Genomic DNA, 22,855 nt, shown 5'->3' with positions numbered 1-22,855 from the left:
GCATAATGTCGGCTGTGATTCGGAGTTGGTACAGTATTTTCCGCTTGCTTTAACTGCAAGTTTTTATTCATTTCGTAGATCACCAAATAAAGAATCAGTAACAGCAGCAAGTTTAGGTCTTACTTCTTCCATTTCTTCATCTGTCATACCATTTAAGATAACGTAAACCTTAGTTCCTTCATAAAAATTCAAAGCTAGTGTTTGGCACTTAAACCCGTCAACTTCACTAAACTGATAGGAGAATATATCTGGGTTATTTCCTTTTATTTCATTTATCCAATATTTTTGTTCGTTTTCTATTAATTCAGAAGACCTATTATTAAACTCCGAACCTTTAACATCATCAGGATGATTAAACAATCTTGATATAACAAAACATTTTCCGCGAAAAACGTGTTCATTTTCGTAAAAGTATATTGCTCTTGCTATTGACTCAAAAGAATATCTTAACTTATCATTATCGACATTGATCCAGAGAACCGGAAATTCTTTATCTTTAACTTTCAGAATATCCTCTCTATCGATATTAATTATTTTAGGGTTTCGGATTCTACTACGACTGACCTTCGTAGCGGTATGAATGTAAGCAACAGAATTATTTCCTACTTTGCCGCTCAATGTAACCATTAAGTACTCGTCCAAATTTGATTTTTTCATATTATGTTCATCACACGACGGAACTCTTATCAGATTATTTCTATACGATTTATTAAAAATATCTTTGATATCTTTTTCTTCAGGAAACAGACATTTCGGTGGTACATGCTCCATCGAAGTTGCAGATTGGCCACACCAATAACATTTCTCGTCATTCATATGATTCTCTCAAAATGAATCTGTCTTCTCAACACGGCAATCCCCTTTATGTTTTTATTTCCATCTTTCTCGTATCTTTCTATTTTTCCAAAGAAGGTTATTTCAATTTGCTCAGCCTTTTGCTTCGCTTCCTCCAATTGTTTTAAAAAATTAGAGAAAATCGGCTTAAATAACTTGATTTGCGGAAATGTTTCAGAGGGAGCTTTAGAAGAAATAGATCTTTTCATTAATTTTATATGAACCCACTCATGCCCGTTACTATCTACATACGGTTGACCCGTTGAAGCATATAGCCCTCTAAGGCAAATCAATTCTTTCGGTGACTTTGTTTGGAATTTTTCATAAACTTTATCCCAATTTTCAAAATATATATCCATCCACCTTGCAGTGATTCCAAAAAACTTGAACTCAAGGAAATTCTGAACTTTATTTTGCTCAAAATATTTAGCTATTTTTGCGAAAGCTCTTGCTGAATTGATATAGTCTGATAGTTCGCCCTCACTATTTGAATAATTCCCCGGTGATTTTTTAGTTTTAGGACTCTCCGATTTTCCCTTTTTAGGTATTAAGTCTTGAGATAATAAATCCATTAAAGATTTTTTTAATTCGACAGGGATGTTAACCCTGATAACAGTTTCCTTATCAAGGACAACACCTGCCACTTTGCTCTTACGAAGTGTCTGAGTTTGGTTGTTGGATTTATTATAAGGACATTCTCCACCGTCATATTCTAAATGATTCTTCTTACCTTTCTTCAATCGTAAAATTGGAGCAACATATTTGTCCAACTTTATATACGTTCCTACAAAACTCAAATCAACATGACAAAACTCACATTTTAGTGATTCATTTAAGCTTTCATCCAATTGAATATCATCGACTGATACTCTGCCAGCAGTAGGGTGTAGCGCCCAACCCATCTTCATTTTTGAACTCATACTAGCCCTCCGCACTTTTAGTTCGCACTACTTATTTTCGTCAATTCTATTATACTACCAGAGTCCTAATTTGGCGATATATGGGAGAATAGTGTCGAAAAATAATAAAATACGACCCCCACCAGGAATAGCGGGAGCCGAAGACATACGCTTGCTTATACAATTCATTAGCAACGGTGCTACGTGTCAGCATTTCACCATACTACGCCGCATCTGGCGAGTTTACCCCAATAATCCCAACACACCCTACTAAGCTAATAAGCTGGCTGATACATAGCTCGAACGAACCTGAATCCGTTCAGGCCCATCCATTAATTTTACACCAACACGCCAATTCACATTGCAAAAGCCCAAGCGTTGAATACGCCTGAGCTTCTGAGAACAGGTAAATGCGGCTCCGATATTCTATTTCCTCACAAGCGACACACAGCACTCCACATGCCCCGTATGCGGAAACATATCCACCGGCTGCACTTCCTTCACCTCATACCTCTCCGCCAGCACCTTCAAATCCCTCGCCAACGTAGAAGGATTACAAGACACATAAACCACTCGCTCCGGCTGCATCTCCAAAATCGTCGTCAACAACGCCTCATCACAGCCTTTACGCGGCGGGTCAACCACAATCACATCCGCCCGTATGCCCTTCTCCTTCCAAGCAGGAATGACAACCTCCGCAGGACCTGCCTCAAACGTCGCATTCTCCACGCCATTCAACTGTGCATTTCGATTCGCATCCGCAATCGCTTCCGGCACAATCTCTACCCCATACACATGCTTGGACTTCTGCGCCAAAAACAGCGAAATCGTCCCGATACCGCAGTACGCATCAATCACCGTCTCCGTACCAGTCGCACCCGCGTACTCTAGCGTCTTGTTGTACAGCACCTCGGTCTGCGCAGGGTTAACCTGATAAAACGAACGCGCCGAAATGGCAAACTTGATCGGACCGATATAATCGTAAATCACATCGCTGCCCCAGAGTGTCACGGTCTTTTTACCAAAAATAACGTTGGTCTTGTCCGGGTTGATGTTCTGCACGATACTCGTCACGCCAGCTACCTTTGCACGAATCGCTTCCACCAGCTGATCGCGCTGCGGAATCTGCTCCTCTGTCGTTACGAGCACGACCATGACTTCCCCAGTCTTGACGCCAACCTTGACTACCACATGACGCAGCAGGCCAGTATTGCGAGTCTCATCATATGCTTTGATATTCAACTTGGTCGCCGCCTGCTTCACGGCTGCCACTGCTTCATCATTCGCCTGATGCTGAATGAGACATTCGTTCATGTCGATGATCGAGTGGGATTTCTCCGCGTAAAAGCCGCCGACCAACGCCCCGTTTTCCTCGCCGATTGGTACCTGCGCTTTGTTGCGGTAGCGCCATGGATCACTCATGCCGAGTGTCGGATGAACGGTAATGGCCCCTTCCCCTTCGACCTGGAAACCGCCAATGCGCCGCAGGTTGTCCCGCACGATTTGCTGCTTGTGCCGCAGCTGCTCCTCGTATGCGAGATGCTGCAACGAACAGCCTCCGCAACGGTCGTACAGCGGACAGGGCGGCTGGAAGCGATGGGTACTCGCTTCTACTACTTCTGTCAGCTTGGCAAAGCCGAAGTTTTTCTTCACATGGTCGACGCGCGCATGAACTCGCTCTCCTGCAAGTGCGCCATCTACGAACAGCGTATATCCTTCAATCCGGCCGACTCCTGCTCCTTCGTGGTTCAGTCCGGTTATCTCCACTTCCACGGTTTGTCCGACACGCACTGGGACGTCCAGCTCCACTTTGGCTGTCGGGTGCGGACCGCGCCGCTTCTTTGTTGTCTTCGCCACTATCTATTGCTCCTTTTATCTTGCTCTATAGGTTTTCGTTTTCGCTCCAGGAAGCATGCAGGGATGCACAGCGAAAAGCGGCATCCCCACGGCTATTGCTATTCATTTTACTATCTTCTTACGGGACGAACAACTCGATATGCCCCGGCAGTGCTTCCACCACGCAAGGCAGCTGTCCGCCCAGCTCACCGTCCAGATTGAGCTGAACCGTCTCTCCTCCTGGCGAAGTAGCTTTGATGTAATCTGCCTGGAAATACAGGATGTTCGGGTCCTTCAGGTGCTCGCCGCGAACTGCTTGTGTCGCCAAGCGAATAAACTCCGCAATATTCAACTTCTTCACGACGATGACATCCAGCTTGCCGTCTGACAAATCGGCTTCCGGAGCGATGTTGTCAAAACCGCCTACGGATCGGCTATTAGCGATGAGGAACACCATGATTTCTTCATCCAACAGCACCTCTCTACGGCTCTCCAGACGAACACGGATCGGGTGCAGCGACGGCAGCTTCTCCAAGCCTTTGACGTAATACGCCATTTGTCCGATCAGCGTTTTTAGCTTGCTCGGGACCTCGTAGGTCAAATTCGTCAGCGAGCCGCCACCCGCGATATTCATAAAATAGCGGTTGTTGATGCGTCCCAGGTCAATGCGTTTCTTCTTGCCCTTGGCGACAATCTCCGTTGCACGCGTGATCGATTTCGGTATACCGACCGCCCGGGCAAAATCATTGCTGGTTCCGCAGGGGATTATTCCTAGAGATGGACGCGCTTTATGCTCTGCCATCCCATTTACTACTTCATATATGGTTCCATCTCCACCAGCGGCCAGGATGACGTCAAAACCGCGAGCTACTGCACGAGCAGCTTCTTCTGTCGCATCATCTTCCCCTTTGGTCGCATAGCATGAAGTTTCATATCCGGCCGACTCCATTAAATCGAGGATTTCCGGCAATCGCCGACGCACGATCTCCCGGCCGGAGCTTGGATTGTAGATTAATCTGGCTCGTTTCAAGGCAGATACCTTCTTCCTTCCCTCGCTCACGGGGGTACTCTCTTCCATCATATCCTGTATAGCCATTTTTGGGAATCGCTATGCTCCATATAGCGTGATAAGATAGAAAAAGATGGAAATCAAGGAGATAGGGGAGACGCTTGTGAAGAAGATCATCGTGGGAGTAGATGTGGGTGGCACTGCAATCAAGATGGCTTTGATTACGCCAGAAGGCGAGCTGGTTACTAAAATGCAAGAACCGACGCCTGTTGCGGACGGCGAGGATGGCATTTTGCAAAAAATCGTAGACATGTCTCATGATCTTCTTGCGCAGCACGACTATTCTCTTTCACAAGTCTGCGGAATCGGTGTAGGAGTACCCGGACCCGTCGATGGCGGGAAGGGAATCGTCTTCCAAGCGGTGAATCTTCACTGGCGCCAACCCGTTTTATTAAAGGAAAAATTGGAAGCCCTTACAGGTTTGCCAATCGCGGTCGACAACGATGCCAATGTCGCAGCCCTCGGGGAAATGTGGCAAGGTGCAGGCCAAGGTGCACAAGACCTCGTGCTCATCACGCTCGGCACAGGTGTAGGTGGAGGCGTCATTTTGAATGGAAAGGTCATCCATGGTATCAACGGTGTTGGCGGCGAAATCGGTCACATCACCATGACCCCGGATAGCGGTGCCCCCTGCAATTGCGGCAAAACAGGTTGTCTCGAAACATACACGTCTGCGACTGCCATCATTCGGGAAGGGCGATTTGCAGCTACAAACGGATCAAGCCCGGCGCTTGCCGCTGTACTAGCTACCAAAGGAAACATTGCCGCCAAGGATGTCCTCGAGGCCGCCGTAGCAGGAGACGCAGCAGCTCTAGCCATTACCGATCAAGTGGCGCTCTATCTCGGTCTCGCTCTCTCTCATTTGGCGAATGTACTGAATCCCGCGAAGTTTATGATCGGTGGAGGCGTGGCCGCAGCAGGTGACTTCCTCTTTTCCCGAATCCGCGAATCATTCAAACGCTTTGTTCCATTCACCTATGTCGTCGATTCCACAGAAATCGTTCCGGCTCAACTTGGCAATGATGCGGGTGTGTACGGTGCAGGCTGGCTAATCCGCTCACAAATGAACGAATCCTGATCCGCTATAAAAAGATGGACGCTCCTGCACGTGAATCCTCACAGCAAGAGCGTCTTTTTGGAATAACCTTATGAAGAAGCCTGCCTGGGTGCCAGCTCTGGCTCGCCGCCTTTCCCCGAAACAATCAGCGCAGCACCGATGAGCACTGCACATCCCCCCAACAACTGGAGCAGGCTAAAAGCTTCGCCAAATAACAACGCCGAAAACCCAAACGTGACAACAGGCTCCAGCGTGCTTAGCACCGACGCTTTGGTTGAGCCAATCAATTGTAAGCCGCGGAAGAAAAAACTGATAGCGACCACCGTAGAAAAAACGACGATCCCCAGCAGCGCCCACCACCCTTGTACCGCAAAAGACAGGTCGACACCTCCGTCTTTTAGCGCAATGAAAAAGGTAGATATGGTAGCAAACAGGGCAATGTACGCAGACGTTACATAGGACGAGACGCCTTTAACCACTCGATTTCCCACCACAATATAAACGGAATAAAACAACGCCGCTGCAAGCGCCAACAGCACGCCAATCGGCTGAATCCCGCCAAATGACAAGCCGAGCACCAGTCCAAGACCAACAAGTGTGATCAGCATGGCGATGACAGTCTTTTTCGTCAACTGCTCTTTCTCGACGAAGTAGCTCAGTATGGCAACAAACACCGGAAATGTATACAGCAGCAAGGCCGCCATTGAGGTCGGTATGTACTGTACCGCAGAGAAAAAGCTAAGGGATTGCAGGGTGTACAAGATCCCGCCGAGACAAAACATGGCGAGCACCTGTCTTTTATCCAAGCGAAGCGACTCCTTACGCCAGAGCAACAAACCAAAAAACAGAGCAGTCGCCAATAAAAACCGCAAAAATAAGAGCGTTGAAACAGACACACCCGCTTCGTAGGCGTACACAGCAAAAATAGACATGACGCCAAAACCAGCAGCCGATCCGAAAATATAGAACACACCGACATACAGCGGATTCACAACATTTCACCAGCTTTCTCGAAATGACAGCGACGAGTGATGCGACAGGTCTGAAAATTTTACGATCAGTGCTTCAACCCCGCCCCTTCTCTGCGGAATATGCGCGACGCGAGAAAAATGGTGAAAACCACATAGATAAGCAAAGAGCCAATCCCCAGGAGTGCATGCATCGGGTCGACCTTGCCATAAAACACTTCCTTTGACAGTGCGACACCGTTGAACACGGGCATCACGTAGTAATGTGTAGGGATGTCGACCGGACTGACTGGCATCAGCATATATGAGGGAACCATCGCCAAAAATATGACAGCACTCATGTACGTCTGCCCCTCTTTAAAAGACTTGGCAACCGTACTCAAAACAAGCTCCAACCCTGCAAAGAGCGCCGCCAACAACAAAATAGTCACGATGAGCACCAACAAAGTGACAGGCGAGAAGAAGGCGAGTGTAAAATGATCTCCTTCCGTCCCCATTGGTCCCAGACGCATGGCCAGCGTGACAGAGATCAGTGACGCTACTGCCCCCATGGTACTCATGGTCATGACAGCCAACAGCTTTGCCGTGAGGATGTGCTGGGCTGCAATCGGCGCCGTCAACAGCGATTCGAGTGTCCCCCGCTCTTTCTCACCTGCGACGAGATCATTCGCTGCGGCCATTCCCGCGGATGCGAGTGAGACTACCAACATCAACGGAATGATGCCAGCCAGCATCCCTCCCGACTTCCTTTCCTCAGAGGCTGCATTTTGAAAGGTGGAGACAATCGGTTGAATCGTCTGCTCGGACAAGCCCGCTTGGTTCAACCTTTTTGCTACAACGTCTTTGCTGTACGCCTCTACTGTCTGCTCGATCAACGTACGGGCATAGACAGATTTTTGATTGGTGGAGTCATAGGCAACTGATAGCTGTGCTGTTTTTCCCGCCGCGATCTCTTCATCGAAGCCAGCAGGAATCGTCAAAATGGCGCGCAGCTGACCTGCTTGCAGTGCTTGCTCCGGATTGGCTGGCTCTAGGATTTGAACGGCAGGATTTTTTTGCAAAGACGTAATCAATGAGGATGATCCTTGAACAGCTAACGGGATGTACTCCCTCGCTTCTTTTTCCACATTGCTATAGGATGTTCCCAGCAAAAAGAAGACGAACGGAATGACGAGCAATGGCACCAGAAGCGTCCCCATCCATGCCTTGCGATCGCGAAACAAGTCCATCAGTTCTTTTTTCAGTACGGTCCAAACGACATGTGAGCCCATCAGCCTTCGCTCCCTTCCACGACAGCCATGAAAATGTCGTCCAGATCCTCTGTCCCAAACTGCTCGCGCAACGTATCCAATCCTCCGGCGAACCGCAGCTTACCCTTGTGCATGAGCGCAACCCTTTTGCACAGCTTGTTAATCTCGCCCATGTTGTGACTGGAGAACAGAATCGTCTTCCCCTCTTCTTGCAGCATTCTGACCATTCTTCGAAAGATGGTAGCAGCCGTTACATCCAGTCCTGTCGTCGGTTCATCCAACAAAATGACATCTGGATCGTGTACCAGCGTCCGGGCAATCGCTACCTTTTGCTTCATTCCCCGGGAAAAGGCCCCCACTCGCCGATCGATAAAGTCGTCCATCTCAAGCATCCGGCTCAGACTATGAATCCGCTCCTCAAGCCTCGCTTGCTCTAATCCGTATAGACGACCGAAGTACGCGATATTTTCCCGCGCTGTCAAACGGCTGTAAAGTCCCACATCTCCCCCGAACAAAATGCCGATTCTGCGGCGCACTTCAAGCGGTTGCTGTCGAACGGAAAAACCACTAATCTCGATGTCTCCCTCGGTCGGGGTCAAAACTGTCGCCATCATGCGCATCGTCGTTGTCTTACCCGCACCGTTTTCGCCGAGAAGTCCGTATACCTCGCCTGCCTCGACCCGAAACGATACATGCTGGACCGCTGCGATTTCCTTGAACCGCTTGCTGACATCCTTGACCTCAATCAACAGCAGCCCCTCCTCTCCCGTACTTTTACTAGAATCGCACCTTCAGCAAGTACGATGCCCGCTTTTCTCCCGTAAACGTCACCTGTACGACACCCGTCCGCCCGCGCAAAACCCTCGGTATAGCGCCAGTGACTTGGAATTCCCGCCGCTTCTCATCGACTCGCGCGACAGACACGGAGCCTGGGGGCGAAAAGACCTGGTCGCCTTCCAACGTGTAAAACGACAGGGTGATTTCTCCGGGTTGCCCGTGTGCTTCTCCCGAAAAACGGATGATTTCCATCATTCCTGACACCGCTGACACTTCCGTGAGGTCAAAAAGCGGATGACGCAGGTTCGCAAGCGTCTGCCCTTTTTTCCAGTCCTGCAAAAACGCATCAAACTCCTGTACAGCAACCATCCACGCCGCCGAGGAAGTCGTAGTCGTAGGGACATGCGAAGGTATTGCACCAAAAATAAGTGCAGAAGACGTCATCATCAGCGGCAACCAAATAGAAAACATGCTAATTCCCTCCAATAATTGGTGCCCTTAGCATGCCCTCACAAAAGTTACCCGTATGTGTCTTTGGCGAATCAGAATCTTTTGACTTTAAAAACGGTAACTCTCATATCCTACAACGGATAGCGCTCTTTCCACTTTGTCAGGGAAAAATCTTCAAACAGCGCGACGAAAGACTCCGTATCGTTAATATAATGACGGGTTTCTTTTGCCTCTGGATGCTTTTCTAGATACAGCGTCGCTACCAAATGGCTGACAGGAACACCTTCTGCCTCTTGATCATAAATGCCTCGCTCAGCGAGCACTTTGCCAAAATAACGCACATAGGTGACTGTTATTGTTTTTTCTTGACCATTTTCTTGCCACGTAGAAATGGAACGATCAAATGTATCAGACGGTGATCCACCTTTTCCAGGTGCCACACTTTCTCCTGCAACAGAAATGAGCTTCATGTACTTCCATCCTCCTTTTTCTTCCTGTACGTTCATTATAGGGGAGAGTGGAAATTGTTACAAATTGCTTTGTCATCTGCCATTGGAAAAACCACTGCCTTTATTTGTCTGATACACTAGACAGAACGATTTAAAAAACTCCGAAATTTTTTCGCATCCCGTGTCAGATAATCCGTGAACCAGAAGTCTACATAGTAAATCAACAAATCACGAGGAGTTTTTGCGATGGATCACTTGTTAATCAGGCCCAAGACTCATGAGGAACAAGACCAGACAGACGACGAGACTTTGGTAGAGCAAGCAAAAGCCGGAGATCAAGCGGCGTTTAGCGAGCTGGTCAGGCGTCATCGCTCCAAAGTATACGGCTATGCACGGTCGTATACACAAGAAGCCTTTCTTGCCGAAGACATCGTTCAGGATGCTCTCATTCGCGCCTTTTTGCACCTTGGAACACTGGTGGACAGCCGACGTTTCCTTCCTTGGCTGCATCGGATTGTGCGCAATCAAGCGTACACGCGTCTGACGAAGGGTCCGCAAAAAAGGGAAACTGTCTTCTCTAGTCTAGGCAAACAGACGTATGAGCAGGAACCGACTGACTGGGAGGACCTCGATAGTATCCTGCACAGGCTGGGACGATCTTGGTCACACTCTGCGCAGAACACCAATCCCGAAGAGGTCATGGTGCGGCGTGAACTGTTTGAGACGATCAGGAGCCTGCTGTACTGCCTCAATCCTCGGGAGAGACGCATTGTGGAATCTCACTTTTTTGACCATTTGGCCCCTCATGAGATCGCCCACATGTTCCAGATGTCCCAGGCGAATGTCTACCAAGTGCTATCGCGTTCTCGCAAAAAACTGATTCAGGAAAAAACTCGTGTCGTTGTTGATCAATACATGAAGACGAGAAAGGTTGCGGGGAGTATGAAACAAGCAGTATTAAATAAACCAGAAGCATTCACTATGCCTACTTGGGTTACTTGCGCAGCAGCACTATACGGATTGGTAGAATCGACCGATCGAAAAATGTCTTTGCCGATGATCCTTGGCCTGAGCGGGCATGCCTTTCGCCTGACAATCGTCCCTGAAAATATCCACATTGCGGGTCCGACGATGTTTCACTTTCAGCGAGTCTTGCAGCAGGGTTTGAAAAACATGGGCTTTGAATCTCGTGCCGTTACCTCGTATCATCTTTCCTGCGAGCCAAGCATGAATGCCAATCAAGTAGAACCTTCGCTGCTCAGCCCGGAAGCACGCCAGAAGCGTCAGCTGTCTGTCCTCTTGCCAGAAGCATTGGAGCTGGTACACCGCTCCATCGACAAAGGGCACCCTGTGCTTGCTTGGGACCTGTTCATGCCAGAGTTCGGATTGATCTACGGCTATGATGATGAAAAAAGAGTGTTTTACGCAGGAGATAACTGCCGAAACGACAGCACCATTCCTTATGAAAACTTGGGACGGGGTATCCTCGAGGAGCTATTTGTCCTTGCCATCGACCGTGCGTTTCCAATCGATCAACGCACGATGCTCGCAAATGCCCTCCAATCTGCACTCGTTCATTATCGTGGAGAAGAACCGCAGGACACGAGCTGTGTCAATGGTCTAGCCGCCTATGCTGCTTGGCAGGAAGCCTATGAAAAGGGAACGGTTGAGTCGAATGGCAACGCGTATACGACCGTGGTGAACGGGGATGCACGTCGCTACGCCTCTCTTTTCTGGAGCGAAATCGTTGATACGTGGACAGATTCTGTGTTTGATGAGGTTCGCCCACTGATGAAAGAAGCAGCTAGCTTGTACGGGGCGATTGCCGATGGCTTTGACATGTTAAGCAAGCTCTTCCCGTTCCCGGCTGGAGGCGAGCCGAACGATGCGGAGCAGGGTAAGCAGGCTATTGCGTTGTTGCAGGCGATTGAGCGAAATGAGCGTGCTGCCGTATCTGTACTGGAACAAATACAGACGGGACTCATTGCAAATCAGGCGCGCACATAAAAGGGACAGAAAAAAGAACGCAGTCAGAAAAGCTGCGTTCTTTTTCGTTCGAATTATTCCTCGTATTCGCCCCATTCAAGTGTGCCGTTTACGGCATCTACGTAAGGCCAGCCTTTGCTCTTGTCAATCGTATAGACAAGGGTGAGAAAAGGAGCTTCCTAAATGGGGTACTGGATACCTCCAAAATATGACCAGCTTAATCCGTCGTACTGGATACCTCTAAAAGATGACCAGCATAATCCGTCGCCACGTATATGCCCGTTCCATTTCCCAATATCTCCAGCCCATTTAGTAACTTTGGATAATAAACAATACGGTATATTGCTAACGGATCAGTCAAAACTTCAGAGTCTACTTCTTCAACAGCGTCCGATAATTGAGGGGAGCCTAATTGTTTTCTTTTGTCTGCTCCCAATAACTCAAGCACTGCTTTTTCTGCCCGTTGCAAAATAACCTCGTCTGTCGCAATTTCCCCTTGCTTCCAAATAGGAAAACTAGCGCTGTACATGAACAACTCTCCAGTTTTGCTGTCAAAGACAACAGTGGCACCCATGTCATTGGATTCGGGACTTCTCAGATAGAGCTTTAACAGTTTTTCATCGATCTCACTTTTCACAATCGTTCGTTTCGTCAATGCTTTCAATGCAGGCTCCAGCTTTTCTAAAGCAGCTACGATCTGAGTGGCCCGCTCTGGGAGCTTTTCCTCGCTTTTCGTAACAGTTGCACTGTGGCTAGGATGGATTTCAGGACTTGCAGCCAAAGCTGTTCCACTTGTTCCTAGCAACATCATTGCTATTGTCAAAGCAATTGCTATGTGCTTTCCATTTCGTTTCATTAAATCTCCTCCCTTAATCCTCTATCTCGTCCCACGTAAACGATCCGTTTACGGCATCTACAGTTGGCCAGCCTTTGCTGGTATCGAGTTTGTAGGCAAGAATGGGAGCATTATGATCACTGGATGTCGGCCAGATGTAAGTCAGCTTTACCGGTACATTTTTGGCGAAAATTTCGGCAACCTGCTGGTCTGTTACGGATGGTTTGAGCACAGGATATTTGCGATCCTCTGCGGGAACTGAGGCCAAGAACTCTGCGACTTGTCCTTTAATTGGATCAATAACTACTCCATAGGAATACTCCATGACTGGTATACCGTTTTGTTTCTCGAAAAATAAAAAGCCGTACTGCTCGATGGATTTCTTTTCCTCAGTCTCTTGCTTGTTATCCCTATTCGAAAGAACCTTCAGAGCCAGTGAATCTTCTGGTTTGATCCGTTCGTACATTTCGACTTGCCATTCGGATGTTTTAGCATAAGGCTCCAAGAAAGCAATCGCTTTTTGTAACGATTGTTCTTTGGTGAGCGGAGCAGGAAGATATGGGATATGCGTCCAATTCAGATAACCACCAATCTCTCCTGTCATTTTGTCCTCCACTACCGAAGCGTAATTCACTTCAACATAGTTGGCCCAATAATGATTGATTATGCCGTCCTGCTCCTCCTTTCGATAGGTCGAATACGTCTTCTTCGTATCTATTCCAAACAGGCGCTCTAAAATTTGTGTATCCGTTGCATTTTTCTCAATGAATGGCTTTGCCTGGGGCTTCAAGGAAATATTTTTCAGATCGGCAGCATTTAGCTTGCCTTCCCCGTTTTCTTCCCCCCATCCATCAACGATCTGCTTGCCTGTCAGTGCATCAAATATTGGAGATGTTCTTAGCTTATACGCTAAGCCAGGCTTACCTTCACTGCCTTCCCATACATATCCATGCTGGATTCGTTCAGGTGTAAAAATCTGCTTCTGGATCGCCTCTTTTGCGACAGCTTTTTTCGGGTCAGCAACCTGAACTCCCTTCAAATCGAGTGGTTCAAACGAGATCCCGATTAAATGACCGGCGAAATCCATGTCTACATCTATGCCAAAACGCGTTCCTTCTATTTCCAGACCGTTCAACAGAATCGGATAATAGACATTTCGGAATTCATTTGACTCTTCCTCATCATCCACGTATGTTGACAATTGTGGGGCATCCGTCATACTCCGCTTCTTCGACCCAAACAACTCCTCAACGGCTTTATCGGCTTTTTTCAAAATGGCCTCATCTGTTGCTTTTTCTTTCTGATCCCAGATGATGGTGGCAGCCTCGAAGCCAACCATCTCACCGCTATTGCGATCAAAAAGGATATACGCATCCTCGTGTATGTTGTCTGGATGATGCATAGTCAAGACCACTTGATTTTCATCTTGCTCGGAAATGAAGACTTCCCGTACCGTCAAAGTTTTCAAAGCAGGCTCCAGCTTCTCCAGCGCAGCGACAATCTCTACCGCACGAGTAGGCAGCTTGACTTGTGCTTCCGATGGAGTTTCTGCATTTTTCAAGATCATTTCCGGGCTTGTAGCAAATGCCTGGGCACCCGTCCCCAGCAGCATGGTTGTCACTGCAAAAGCAGCCGTTGCACTTTTCCAATTTTGTGTCATGAACATTTCTCCTAATCAATTATGATGATAGCTACGCATTCTATCTTACTTTTTTTCCACTATTTAGCATAGCTTACAGCACAAAAAAACAGCACTCTCCCCTTCCAGAGAAAGTGCTGTCGTATGTTTTGCCTACAGGCTGTTCAATACTTCCTGAATCAACTTGTTTACCATTCCCGGGTTTGCCTTACCTTTGGTTTGCTTCATGACTTGGCCCACGAAGAAAGCAGCTGCTTTTTCGTTTCCGGCTTTGAAGTCTGCCACGGCTTGCGGGTTGGAATTGACCGCATCGACGACGACTTGACGCAGAGCGCCTTCATCGCTAATTTGGACGAGTCCTTTTTCTTCGACGATCTGCTTCGGCTCTTTGCCGGTCTCGACCATCTCTTTGAAGACGGTTTTGGCGATTTTGGAGGAAATGGTTCCGTCCTCGATCAGCTTGATCATCTCACCCAAGCCTTTTGGTGTCATTTTCACATCAGCAAACACCAGATTGTTGGCGTTGAGGTGTGCCAACAGGTCAACCATCAGCCAGTTCGCTACGGACTTCGGCTCTGCTCCTGTTTTCACAGTCTCATCAAAGAAATCAGCCGTCTCCTTGGAGATCGTAATGACTCCGGCATCATCCTTAGACAAGCCAAACTCGTTCACATAGCGTGCCTGACGAGCATCTGGCAGCTCTGGAATGGTTGCGCGAACCGCTTCAATCCACTCCTCGGAAATCTGCATGCGAACCAGATCCGGGTCTGGGAAGTACCGATAGTCGTGCGCTTCTTCTTTCGATCGCATCGTCAACGTCTTCTTGTTCGCTTCATCCCAACGGCGTGTTTCCTGAACGACCTTGCCACCGGAAGAAACTACCTCCGTCTGACGCAGTACCTCGTACTCCAAGCCCATTTGTACGTTGCGGAAGGAGTTCATGTTTTTCAGCTCAGCCTTGGTTCCGAATTCTTCTTGACCGTATGGACGGATCGAAACATTGGCATCGCAGCGCAGGGAGCCTTGTTCCATGCGAACATCAGATACTTCGGTGTACTGGATGATCGCTTTCAGCTTTTCCAGATACGCACGTGCTTCTTCCGGTGTGCGGATGTCTGGCTCAGAAACGATCTCGACGAGCGGTACCCCTACGCGGTTGAAGTCTACCAGAGACTCTCCGCCAAAATCGCTGTGCGTCAGCTTACCCGCATCCTCTTCCAAATGCAGACGAGTGATGCCAATGCGTTTCGTCTCACCGTTTACCTCGATGTCGATCCAGCCATTGTAGCCGATCGGCTGGTCAAACTGCGAGATTTGGTACGCTTTTGGCGAGTCTGGATAAAAGTAGTTCTTGCGGTCGAACTTGGTCTCACGGGAAATCTCGCAGTTGAGGGCGAGTGCTGCTTTCATCGCGAATTCTACCGCTTGCTTGTTCGTTACAGGCAGTACACCTGGGTGTCCCAAGCAGATCGGGCATGTATGTGTATTCGGCGGTGCACCAAATTCAGTCGGGCAGCCGCAAAAGATTTTACTGTTGGTCGATAGCTCGGCGTGAACCTCCAAGCCGATGACGGTTTCGTATTTGCTCATGCTCTTACCCCCTCACCCATTCCGGTTTGCGCCCGTAGAAGCCTGCTGTTTGCTCATACGCATGGGCTACGCGCAATACGGTGGATTCGTCAAATGCACGACCTACGATCTGCAAACCGATCGGCAGACCGTTTTTGGAGAATCCGCACGGCACGCTGATTGCTGGCAGTCCAGCCAGGTTTACAGGAACGGTACAAATATCTTCCAGATACATTTTCACCGGATCATCTACGTTTTCGCCTACTTTGAAAGCCGTAGAAGGCGTGGTTGGGTGTAGGATTACATCGTAGTCAGCAAAAATGTTGTTGAAGTCCTGAATGATCAGGGTACGAACCTGCTGCGCCTTTTTGTAGTAAGCATCGTAATAACCAGACGAGAGTGCGTAGGTTCCGAGCATGATTCGGCGCTTCACTTCTGGGCCAAAGCCTTGGCTACGGGATTCCTTGTACAGCTCGATCAGGTTTGCCGCATTGTCTGCGCGTACACCATAACGTACGCCGTCAAAACGAGCCAGGTTGGACGAAGCTTCAGACGAAGACAAGAGGTAGTAAGCTGGCACTGCATATTCCGTGTGCGGCATGGAAACCTCGCTCCATGTAGCTCCCATGCTCTCCAGCTGCTTCAATGCTGCCAGAACAGCATCGCGAACCTCAGGGTCAATCCCTTCTCCGATCAACTCTTTCGGTACCCCGATACGCAGTCCTTTCACATCTCCAGTCAACGCGGACAAGTAATCCGGTACGTCCACATTAGCAGAGGTAGAGTCGTATTCATCATGTCCCGCAATCGCTTGCAGCACATAGGCAGAATCCTCAACGTTTTTCGTCACAGGTCCGATTTGATCCAGCGAGGACGCAAACGCAACCAGCCCGAAACGGGATACGCGTCCATATGTAGGCTTCAAGCCGACAACGCCACAGAAAGCAGCAGGCTGACGGATGGAGCCACCTGTATCAGAGCCGAGTGTGAAATAAAAATGACGCGCAGCCATTGCCGCCGCTGAGCCACCGGAAGAGCCTCCCGGAACGTAGTCGGTGTTCCACGGGTTTTTCGCTGGGAAAAAGCCGGAATTTTCGTTGGAGCCGCCCATCGCAAACTCGTCCATGTTCAGCTTCGCAACGATGACCGCATCGGCATCCTTGACCTTTTTGGAAACAGTCCCGTCATGGACAGGATCGTAGTTCGCCAAAAATTTGCTCGCGCAAGTCGTGCGAACGTCTTTTGTAACCAGGTTGTCCTTCAGTCCGGCAGGCAAGCCGTAGAGAAGACCCAGTTCCTCATTTCCTTTGACCAGACGCTCGTCCAATTGACGGGCATGAGCCAAGGCTCCCTCTTCATCTACATGCAGGACGGATTTGATTTCTCCGTCATGCTCCTTGATGCTAGCGATGGAAGCCTGCACCAGATCCGTTACCGAAATCTCTTTTGCGCGCAGGGCGCTATGTATCTCAGACAATCGCTTGTCAAACAGCGACACAGTGGGTTCCTCCCTTCTCGTTATCCAGTAGGTTATTCAAATACAGCCGGTACTTTAAACTGCCCGTCTTCGTGATCTGGTGCGTTTTTCAGCACGTCCTCACGCGGCAGGGACGGTCTGTTTACGTCTTCGCGCATGACGTTTTTCACGTCTGTAGCATGACTGGTTGGCTCAATATTAGATGTATCGAGCTCATTCAGCTTGGCTGCAAAATCAAGAATCGCATTCAGGTCTTTTGTGTACCGCTCCGCTTCTTCCTCAGTGAGCTGCAAACGGGCCAAATTAGCTACGTGTTCTACTTCTTTGCGAGTAATGGCACTCATTCTTTCCACCTCCGAATCGTATCACATAACTTTGATCTTACTTGAAAAGAGCAGGTTCAGTCAATTTTCGTAGGGATTTCAACAGGAAAAACAAATAATGTTCTCGACAAAAAAATATTGATCGATTATTCGCCAATAAAAACTTTGGCTCGCTGTTGTGGTGGGGAGGAAACAGGAGAAAACGCTCAGCTTCTTGTCCCACCCGCTGGGGGATTCACTGCCCGACTCCATGCAAAAAGCGAAACCGCGTCCAAAGTAGTCCATTCAAGTTGTTGTTTCAGAGGTGGACGCTTAAAGGCGTGTTTCGCTTTTTGCATTCCGTCTCAGTCGGTGTACCAAAGATCTTCGCTTTTTTCTCCTGTTTCCTCTACGAGCGTTCAGTGTTAAACGGGTCTTAAAAGACTTAAAAGATGGAAGAATGTAATCAGTTACGACAGAGAAGAATATTTCCAGACGTAGCGACTTGTAAGCGGAGAAGGGATGAGCGGGCAAAAGAAACGCAACCGTGCCCGTGCGACGTAGCGGCTACCACTTTTGCGTTTCCCCGCGAATCCCTTCGGAGCGGGCAGTCTTAGCCCTCAGCAGGACGGAGCCTGGAGCCTAGACTGGAAATATTCTTCTCCCCACCACAGCCACATCTACTAGAAAACTTCATCTCCTAAGAAAAACAAGCCCAAGGCATTTGCCCTGGACTGTGCGTCTTCTATCTCTTGCTATTCAGCCTTCTTTTTCGCCAAGGCCTGCCCCATCAAAAGAGACTTCCCTTTTTCAACGCCCGTTGCCCATTCGAGCTCGTTGGACTCCAACAACAAAATGACGGTGGATCCAAATTCGAACCAGCCCAGCTCCGCCCCTTTTTCATAACGAGGTGTCCCAGCAATATTCTCGTGGGTTTGGCGCCCATGCTTGATATTCGTCGTAGCCGTGTTGTAGCAGACCTTCACGCTTCCTACAAACAAAGCTCCTACTTTAACCAAAGCCATATCGCCCAGGCTATCTGTTTTGATGTGAGTTACCAAGCGTTCATTGCGGGCAAACAAGCGGTCTACGTTTTCTATCCCGAGCTGGTTGACTGGATAGAGTCTGCCAGGCAAATAGCAATAACAGCTCAAATCGCCCGTTACCGGCATATGAATCCGGTGATAGTCCCTTGGACTCAAATAAATGGTGATAAATTTACCACCGTAGTAACGCTTGGCCTCTTCCTCCGAACCGCCCAACAGCTCACTCACACTGAACTCTTTTCCCTTTGCTTGAATCAAGGTACCTTCGCAAATATCACCTAACTGCGAAACAGTTCCATCTACCGGGCTGACGATGGTATCTGGGCCAGGTGCAATCGGTCTCGCTACGGGCTTCAAGCGTCGGGAAAAAAACTCCTTCAGCGTGCGGTATTCCGAAGCCGGCTTTTCTATGATGGACGTATCAATTTGATAGTGCTTTATGTATCGTTGAATGGCTAATCGACTAAAGGGAGTAGCGGTAATTTTGCCCATAGTCCGCGACATCGCGTTTTGTGGCAAGCGATGAATGAGACCTGGGAGCAGCTTTTTGCCCATAAGAAATGCTCCTTCGTAAAACAACAATACCCTTACTTTACCACTTCTGCTAACAGCCAGTAAACCCCGCACTATTACCAGAGGTTCATCATTTTCTTCGACGGTCTTGCTATACTATAATCATTCTAACAAGCCAACTATCAGTGGTTGTTCAAAAGGTCGACTTTTTGAACACATATTATCAGGAGATATCGGTTATGGTGAAGAAGCTCGATTTTACTACCCTTGTCAGTCAACATGGAGATATCCTAACCAGTCTGTTCGATCATATGTCGGACATGTTCTTTCTCATGGCTGTCGAACAAGCTACGGACGGGGAGTATCAGTTCCGCTATGTCTTGATGAATCCATCTGCTATGCACAATGCTCAATTGTGCGAGGAAGCATACGGACAAAGGTTTGAAGACGTTTATCCTTATGAGAAAGCAAGCTTATTGCAGCACATGTACACACAGGCAGTAAAAAGCGGGAGCCCGATCCACTTTACTGCAAATGGTGACATCATTGGCGAATCCATTCTTTCTCCTGTCTACGATAGTAATGGTGTATGTACGCATGTATTTTCCATTACCCGCGATGTTACCGAACGCACAAACCTGGAGTCACAGCTGGCCTATATGGCGTATCATGATGTGCTCACAGGATTACCGAACAGGCGCCTCCTCTCCGAAAAGCTCCAGCAAGCTCTACGTGCTGCCCAATCAAAAGAGGAGATAGTCGCTGCCCTCTATTTGGACTGTGACCGTTTTAAAGAAATTAACGATACCTGGGGTCATGACACTGGAGATTTGTTTTTGCAAATGTTGGCTACACGCCTCAAATCATCCGTTCGAGATGGAGATATTGTCGCACGTCTGGGTGGAGACGAGTTTGTCATTGTTCTGACCGGCATTCACTCCGAACGTCAGGTTGAAAAAATTGCGAACCGTATCCTGCTTGCGACTCAAGAGCCGTGGATGATCGAGGACCGGGCCGTACCGTTCTCGACAAGCATAGGCATTGCCCTCTACCCGGCATCTGCAAGCGAAGCGGAACAACTGTTGAGCAATGCAGACAAAGCACTTTATCAGGCCAAAAAGACAGGGCGCAATCGTTTCTTTTTCTTTGACCCCATTTGATTATTGACTATAAAACAAAAACACTGCCAAGACAGAGAACAGCAAACTCACCACATACAAAATGATGACCGTCTGCTTCGTAGACAACCCCCGGGACATGAGCCGATGATGAACATGTCGACGATCCGCTTGGTACATGGGGGAGCCTGCCAAAAGCCGACTGATCATGACCTGTACAGTGTCTATGACGGGCAAGCCTACTGCCAGCACAGTCACGACTAATGAAATGAGCGTAGCCCCTTTCATCGTTCCTTCCAACGAGATCACGCCGAGAGCGAATCCCAAAAACATCGATCCCGCATCACCCATAAAAATTTTCGCCGGATAAAAATTAAAGCGTAGAAAAGCGAGTGCAGCACCTGCCAGTGCGACTGCCAATAGTGCCGTTAATTCTTGACCTTTGAGCATCGATAAAAAGAACAAGGTCACCGCTGAGATCACAGTAGCACCTGCAGCGAGTCCGTCCACCCCATCCAAAAAATTCACCATATTGATCAAGCCGACGATCCACAGCACGGTCATCAGCAGGGAAACCAGGATTGGAAATGAGATATACATCCCTTCCTCTCCCCCCAGCCACATGAAATTGATTCCCCGGAAGCGAATATCCATGAAGAATGTCAGCGTCGCTACCAATAACTGCACCATCAGCTTCGGCAGTGCCGGAAACTCTTTTTTCTTCGACTTGTACGTATCGTCTACCCATCCAATGGCCACCAGCATGGCCCCTCCAACTGCCAAAACTGCAACGGTTTTTTGCGCCCCTGCAAAAAAAGTTGACACCAACAAGAGACCGACGAACATCGCCAACCCACCAGATAATGGGATCGGTCTGCTATGTCCCTTTCTTCCCTTTGGTATATCTAGCAGCTTTGTTTTCCAAGCCAGCCAATTTGCTACTGGCATTAACAAATACACAACAAAAAACGAGGAGAGTCCTGACACGATATAAGTAAACAGTTACCCTCACCTGCTTTGCCCTTCATTTTGTCTTTAGTGTGGACAAAATGGGAACAAAAAAGCCGCCCCTGTATAAGAGGCAGCCTTTTTTATTGCGAAGCTTACAGTTTTTCGGAAACCATTTTTGCTTGTGTGAAGAGCAAGAGGTAGTCTGGTCCACCCGCTTTGGAGTCTGTACCGGACATGTTGAATCCTCCGAATGGATGTACACCTACCAAAGCGCCTGTGCACTTGCGGTTGAAGTACAGGTTACCAGCATGGAACTCTTCGCGTGCACGCTCCAGGTTTTCACGGTTGCGGCTGATGACAGCGCCAGTCAAACCGTACTCGGTGTTGTTCGCGATTTCCAGTGCATGATCGAAATCGTTCGCTTTCGTGAACGCTACCACTGGGCCGAAGATTTCTTCTTGCATGATGCGAGCTTGTGGATCTACATCTGCAAATACAGTTGGCATGATGAAGTAGCCGGATTCTGGACCTTTTTCGCCACCTGCAACCAGTTTGCCTTCTGTTTTACCAATCTCAATGTACTCGAGGATTTTGTTGTATGCTTTCTCGTCAACTACAGGACCTGTGTAGAACTCGTTGGTTCTGATGTCGCCGACAGTCAGTTGTTTGGTCAGCTCTACTACGCGGCCCAGTACTTGATCGTACACGTCTTGGTGAACGATCGCACGGGAGCAAGCGGAACATTTTTGACCGGAGAAGCCGAATGCAGAAGCCACGATGGACTGTGCAGCCAACTCGGTGTCGCAATCGTTGTCAACCACGATGGAGTCTTTACCGCCCATTTCGGCAACCAGACGCTTCATCCATTTTTGACCTGGACGATGTTTCGCAGCCAGTTCGTTGATACGCAGACCTACGTCACGGGAACCTGTGAAGCTGATGAAACGAGTCAGGTTGTGCTCTACGAGGTAATCGCCGATTTCGCTACCGGAACCTGGTACGAAGTTCACAACACCAGCTGGTACGCCAGCGTCTTCGAGGATTTCCATGAATTTCGCAGCGATAACTGGAGTCGTAGAAGCAGGCTTCAATACAACAGTGTTACCCGCTACGAGAGCTGCTGTCGTCATACCAGCCATGATCGCCAGAGGGAAGTTCCAAGGCGGGATAACGATACCTACGCCAAGTGGAATGTAGTACAGTTCGTTGTCCTCATCCGGGATACGTGGCAAGTCATGGCGCTGGGACAGCTTATCCATTTGACGTGCATAGTATTCCATGAAGTCGATTGCTTCTGCTGTGTCAGCATCAGCTTCTGGCCAGCTTTTTCCTGCTTCTTTTACGAGCCAAGCAGAGAACTCATGCTTGCGGCGACGCAGGATTGCTGCTGCTTTATACAGATAGCGGGAACGTGCTTGTGCAGGCACCTTTTTCCATGTTTCGAAAGTGCTAGCAGCTGTTTGGATCGCTTTTTCAGCCAGTGCTTGGTCAGCCTGGGAAACAACGCCCACTACTTGTTCTTTATTAGAAGGGTTGAAGGAGCTGGATTTCTTTTCAGTTGTGATGCGTTCTCCGCCGATAATAAGCGAATACTCACGGCCAAGCTCACTTTCTACCTTAGCGAGTGCTTCTTCAAATGCCTTTTTATTTTCTGGCAGACTAAAATTGGTGAACGCCTCGTTTTTGAATTCCACTTGCATCTGTGACGCCTCCTTATCGATATCTTCCATGTTTCGGATCACTCATAAAACATATGCAAGGATCATACCAACCAAACAATTAAAAGCTCGACTCTATTAGTGTTTGCATTTTTCCCGAAAAATCACCGCC

20 protein-coding genes are annotated in these 22,855 nt (G+C 48.5%); 3 read left to right on the top strand and 17 right to left on the bottom strand.

Annotated elements, in window-relative coordinates; all coding sequences use genetic code 11:
- Positions 1-63: 63 nt before the first annotated feature.
- From HP398_RS11610 to HP398_RS11595, 4 genes are all read right to left on the bottom strand, one after another.
- Positions 64-816 (bottom strand): hypothetical protein, encoded by a 753-nt coding sequence (locus HP398_RS11610; protein WP_173622632.1) that lies wholly within the window; start codon positions 814-816, stop codon positions 64-66.
- Positions 813-1,754 (bottom strand): hypothetical protein, encoded by a 942-nt coding sequence (locus tag HP398_RS11605; protein WP_173622631.1) that lies wholly within the window; start codon positions 1,752-1,754, stop codon positions 813-815. Before HP398_RS11605 ends, HP398_RS11610 begins: the two co-directional genes overlap by 4 nt.
- 405 nt (positions 1,755-2,159) lie before the next feature.
- Positions 2,160-3,590, bottom strand: a complete 1,431-nt coding sequence (gene rlmD / locus HP398_RS11600) for a 23S rRNA (uracil(1939)-C(5))-methyltransferase RlmD (protein ID WP_173622630.1) — start codon at positions 3,588-3,590, stop codon at positions 2,160-2,162.
- A 118-nt stretch (positions 3,591-3,708) separates the two neighbouring features.
- Positions 3,709-4,599 (bottom strand): diacylglycerol kinase, encoded by an 891-nt coding sequence (locus HP398_RS11595; protein ID WP_173622812.1) that lies wholly within the window; start codon positions 4,597-4,599, stop codon positions 3,709-3,711.
- A 142-nt stretch (positions 4,600-4,741) separates the two neighbouring features.
- Here HP398_RS11595 and HP398_RS11590 point away from each other — a divergent pair, with 142 nt between their 5' ends.
- Positions 4,742-5,716, top strand: coding sequence for an ROK family glucokinase (locus HP398_RS11590; protein WP_371736734.1), 975 nt, complete (start codon positions 4,742-4,744; stop codon positions 5,714-5,716).
- A gap of 68 nt (positions 5,717-5,784) precedes the next feature.
- Here the strand turns inward: HP398_RS11590 and HP398_RS11585 are convergent, their stop codons facing one another.
- The 5 genes from HP398_RS11585 to HP398_RS11565 all read right to left on the bottom strand — a co-directional run bounded on the left by HP398_RS11585 (position 5,785) and on the right by HP398_RS11565 (position 9,610).
- Positions 5,785-6,687 carry a DMT family transporter gene (locus tag HP398_RS11585; RefSeq protein WP_173622628.1) on the bottom strand — a complete coding sequence of 301 codons (903 nt, stop codon included), beginning with the start codon at positions 6,685-6,687 and terminating at the stop codon, positions 5,785-5,787.
- A 65-nt stretch (positions 6,688-6,752) separates the two neighbouring features.
- Entirely contained in the window at positions 6,753-7,934 is a 1,182-nt protein-coding gene (locus tag HP398_RS11580) for an ABC transporter permease (RefSeq protein WP_173622627.1), read from the bottom strand.
- Positions 7,934-8,662 carry an ABC transporter ATP-binding protein gene (locus HP398_RS11575; RefSeq protein WP_069847191.1) on the bottom strand — a complete coding sequence of 243 codons (729 nt, stop codon included), beginning with the start codon at positions 8,660-8,662 and terminating at the stop codon, positions 7,934-7,936. Before HP398_RS11575 ends, HP398_RS11580 begins: the two co-directional genes overlap by 1 nt.
- Positions 8,663-8,690: 28 nt before the next feature.
- On the bottom strand, positions 8,691-9,161 hold the full coding sequence (locus tag HP398_RS11570; protein WP_173622626.1) for a hypothetical protein: 471 nt from the start codon (positions 9,159-9,161) through the stop codon (positions 8,691-8,693).
- A 110-nt stretch (positions 9,162-9,271) separates the two neighbouring features.
- Positions 9,272-9,610, bottom strand: coding sequence for a hypothetical protein (locus HP398_RS11565; protein WP_017249806.1), 339 nt, complete (start codon positions 9,608-9,610; stop codon positions 9,272-9,274).
- Between the two features lie 225 nt (positions 9,611-9,835).
- Between HP398_RS11565 and HP398_RS11560 the strand changes: the two genes are divergently transcribed.
- A complete protein-coding gene (locus HP398_RS11560) occupies positions 9,836-11,596 on the top strand; it encodes an RNA polymerase sigma factor (protein WP_173622625.1) in 1,761 nt (586 codons plus the stop codon).
- A gap of 196 nt (positions 11,597-11,792) precedes the next feature.
- On the opposite strand, the gene HP398_RS11555 is transcribed toward HP398_RS11560, so the two are convergent.
- The 6 genes from HP398_RS11555 to asd form a co-directional block, all read right to left on the bottom strand.
- On the bottom strand, positions 11,793-12,431 hold the full coding sequence (locus HP398_RS11555) for a hypothetical protein (protein ID WP_254476047.1): 639 nt from the start codon (positions 12,429-12,431) through the stop codon (positions 11,793-11,795).
- 13 nt (positions 12,432-12,444) lie between these two features.
- On the bottom strand, positions 12,445-14,070 hold the full coding sequence (locus tag HP398_RS11550; protein ID WP_017249803.1) for a hypothetical protein: 1,626 nt from the start codon (positions 14,068-14,070) through the stop codon (positions 12,445-12,447).
- A 132-nt stretch (positions 14,071-14,202) separates the two neighbouring features.
- Complete coding sequence (gene gatB, locus HP398_RS11545) at positions 14,203-15,639, bottom strand: Asp-tRNA(Asn)/Glu-tRNA(Gln) amidotransferase subunit GatB (RefSeq protein WP_069847202.1); 1,437 nt, start codon at positions 15,637-15,639, stop codon at positions 14,203-14,205.
- 4 nt (positions 15,640-15,643) lie between these two features.
- A complete protein-coding gene (gene gatA, locus HP398_RS11540; protein ID WP_048031142.1) occupies positions 15,644-17,116 on the bottom strand; it encodes an Asp-tRNA(Asn)/Glu-tRNA(Gln) amidotransferase subunit GatA in 1,473 nt (490 codons plus the stop codon).
- A gap of 32 nt (positions 17,117-17,148) precedes the next feature.
- Positions 17,149-17,439, bottom strand: a complete 291-nt coding sequence (gatC, locus tag HP398_RS11535; protein WP_007717539.1) for an Asp-tRNA(Asn)/Glu-tRNA(Gln) amidotransferase subunit GatC — start codon at positions 17,437-17,439, stop codon at positions 17,149-17,151.
- Positions 17,440-18,152: 713 nt separating this feature from the next.
- The gene (asd, locus tag HP398_RS11530; RefSeq protein WP_173622624.1) at positions 18,153-18,998 is read right to left on the bottom strand and encodes an archaetidylserine decarboxylase; all 846 of its coding nucleotides are present in this window, start codon (positions 18,996-18,998) and stop codon (positions 18,153-18,155) included.
- A gap of 197 nt (positions 18,999-19,195) precedes the next feature.
- Here asd and HP398_RS11525 point away from each other — a divergent pair, with 197 nt between their 5' ends.
- A complete protein-coding gene (locus tag HP398_RS11525) occupies positions 19,196-20,116 on the top strand; it encodes a diguanylate cyclase domain-containing protein (RefSeq protein ID WP_173622623.1) in 921 nt (306 codons plus the stop codon).
- Here the strand turns inward: HP398_RS11525 and HP398_RS11520 are convergent, their stop codons facing one another.
- Positions 20,117-20,920, bottom strand: a complete 804-nt coding sequence (locus HP398_RS11520; protein WP_017249798.1) for an MraY family glycosyltransferase — start codon at positions 20,918-20,920, stop codon at positions 20,117-20,119.
- Positions 20,921-21,177: 257 nt separating this feature from the next.
- On the bottom strand, positions 21,178-22,725 hold the full coding sequence (pruA, locus tag HP398_RS11515) for an L-glutamate gamma-semialdehyde dehydrogenase (RefSeq protein WP_017249797.1): 1,548 nt from the start codon (positions 22,723-22,725) through the stop codon (positions 21,178-21,180).
- Between the last annotated feature and the right edge of the window lie 130 nt (positions 22,726-22,855).

This window comes from Brevibacillus sp. HB1.4B (assembly GCF_013284285.1).
In the GTDB taxonomy this organism is placed as follows: domain Bacteria; phylum Bacillota; class Bacilli; order Brevibacillales; family Brevibacillaceae; genus Brevibacillus; species Brevibacillus porteri.
This window is presented reverse-complemented; position numbering and strand designations above follow the sequence as displayed.